This is a genomic window from Actinomycetota bacterium, assembly GCA_036280995.1.
Taxonomy (GTDB): domain Bacteria; phylum Actinomycetota; class CALGFH01; order CALGFH01; family CALGFH01; genus CALGFH01.
Genome location: DASUPQ010000909.1, coordinates 1 through 2164, shown reverse-complemented (window position 1 = coordinate 2164; position 2164 = coordinate 1). Strand labels below are relative to the sequence as shown.

The window sequence follows — 2164 nt, the reverse complement described above, 5'->3', positions numbered from 1 at the left end:
AATGACATTATTGGTGGCAACGTGCGTAGCGATTACATTGCAGCTCAAGCAAAGTCAGCGGTATCGCGATTGCATTGCTTGATCGCTGGTGCGCCAACTCCGCCACACGCGCAGCCCACCACGGCTAGGAGGCCGCTGAATAATCGGCGTGCCGCCCAGGGATATTGGCCTGAGCTGGGAAAATAGGTTCATGCAGGGTGTGGAGCGGGCGGATCGGGAACTGTTGGACGCGGAGGCTCTGGTCGGCCATCTGGTGCCTGACGGCAGCATGTTCGCGTTCCTGGCTGCGCACCGCCAGGACTTGTTCTGTGACAAGGAGTTCGAGGACCTGTTCCCCTCGGGGTGGGGACGGCCGTCGATCCCGGGCTCGGTGATGGCCTCGATCCTGGTGCTGCAGACGTTGCATGATCTGTCCGACCGGGAGGCAGCCGAGGCGGCCCGGTGCGATCTGCGGTGGAAGGTCGCGACCGGAATGGCTTTGGACCACAACGGATTCGACCCGACCACTCTGGTGTACTGGCGTAGACGGCTGGCCAAGTCGCAGCGGCCGCACCGGATCAACGAGGCGGTGCGCAAGGTCGTCGCCGAGACCGGGATCTTGCGTGACCGCCGCAAACGCGCGGTGGATTCCACCATCCTGGCCGACGCGGTCGCCACCCAGGACACCATCACCCAGCTCATTTCGGCGATCCGGCGGGTCGGGCGGACCGTGCCCGGTGCCGCCGAGCAGATCGTGGCGGTGTGCACGGGTCACGACTACAGCCGCTCCGGTAAGCCGTCGATCGACTGGGACGAGCCCGGCGCGAAGGACGCGCTGGTCTCGGCGTTGGTCAACGATGCGAACGCACTGCTGGAGGCGCTCGCCGTGGACCCGGACGAGGCCGAGGAGCCGGTGGCCGCGGCGGTGGGGTTGCTGGCGTTGGTCGCCGGGCAGGATGTCGAACCGGCCGAGGGATCCGACGGCACCGACGGGCGCTGGCGCATCGCCCGCAAGGTGGCCCCCGACCGGGTGATCTCGACGGTGGACCCCGACGCCCGGCACACCCGTAAGTCGCCGGAGGCCCGCCGCGACGGGTTTCGGGCGCACGTGGTGGCCGAGCCGGAGACCGCGATCATCACCGACGAGGCGCTCACCAAGGCCGCCGGCACGGAGAACTCCGATTCGGCGGTGGCGGAGAAGTTCGTCGCCGCCGGCGGCGGCACCGGCGACGGTGAGGCCCGCACGCCGGAGTGGTACGGCGATTGCGCTTACGGCACAGGGGATCTGCGTGGCGCGATCCATGATGCCGGACACGACGCGGTGATCAAGCCCAGGCCGATCCCTGCTGCGGTCGCGGGTGGATTCACCGTGGACGACTTCACCGTCGACGAGCCCGCCGCCACCGTGACCTGCCCGGCCGGCAACACCCGCCCGATCACCAAGACCCGTAACGTGGTCTTCGGCGCACTGTGCCGCGACTGCCCGCTCGCCGCGCGCTGCACCACTTCCAAGACCGGCCGCACCATCAACCTGCACGAGCGTGACAACCTGCTCCGCCGTGCCCGCGCCGACTGGGCTGCCAAACCCGAACTGCGGCAGCAGTACCGGGCGTTTCGCCCCAACGTGGAACGGGTCGTCTCCCAGATCGCCAGCCGCGGCGGCCGTCGCCTCAAACTGCGCTATCGCGGCACCGACAGGAACCACGCCTGGCTCACCCGCCGCACCGCCGGGCTCAATCTACGCAACCTTGTCGGCCGTGGCCTCACCCGCACGGCAGGAGTCTGGGCCCTGGCGCCGCAGACCGCCTGAAAAGGCGGCTCCGATCGATGCCGTCACCGGGTCCAGGCCGGACTTCACCAGCCGCCCACGCGGTCCGACACGGTCCGGGCAGCTCTTCCTCCGCCATGATCCGCCTTCGCATGCGCCCGCACGCGAATTTCGCTCTCGGCCCGTGCGAAGGCCGGATCCCCGAACCGCCTTGTTCAGCGGCCTCCTAGAGGTCGGCGAGGACCAGGGCGAGCACGTCGAGGCCCTCGGTGAGCAGGTCGTCGCTGATGGTCAACGGCGGCAGGAAGCGCAAGACGTTGCCAAATGTGCCGCAGGACAACACGATTACGCCGGCCGCGTGCGCTCCGGCCAACAGTGCCTTGGTCAGGCCGGCATCGGGCTCCGTGGTGCCCGGCC

At 68.8% G+C, this 2164-nt stretch carries 2 protein-coding genes; one reads left to right on the top strand and one right to left on the bottom strand.

Annotated elements, in window-relative coordinates; genetic code table 11:
- The first annotated feature begins 190 nt into the window (after window positions 1-190).
- A complete protein-coding gene (locus tag VF468_30315) occupies window positions 191-1789 on the top strand; it encodes an IS1182 family transposase (GenBank protein ID HEX5882580.1) in 1599 nt (532 codons plus the stop codon).
- A 184-nt stretch (window positions 1790-1973) separates the two neighbouring features.
- Here VF468_30315 and VF468_30310 read toward each other — a convergent pair.
- On the bottom strand, window positions 1974-2164 hold a 191-nt coding region (locus tag VF468_30310; protein ID HEX5882579.1), incomplete at its 5' end, for an aminotransferase class III-fold pyridoxal phosphate-dependent enzyme.

Excerpts from the sequence above, each read along its gene's own strand:
- VF468_30315 (HEX5882580.1), top strand. The coding sequence starts at position 191 with ATGCAGGGTGTGGAGCGGGCGGATCGGGAACTGTTGGACGCGGAGGCT.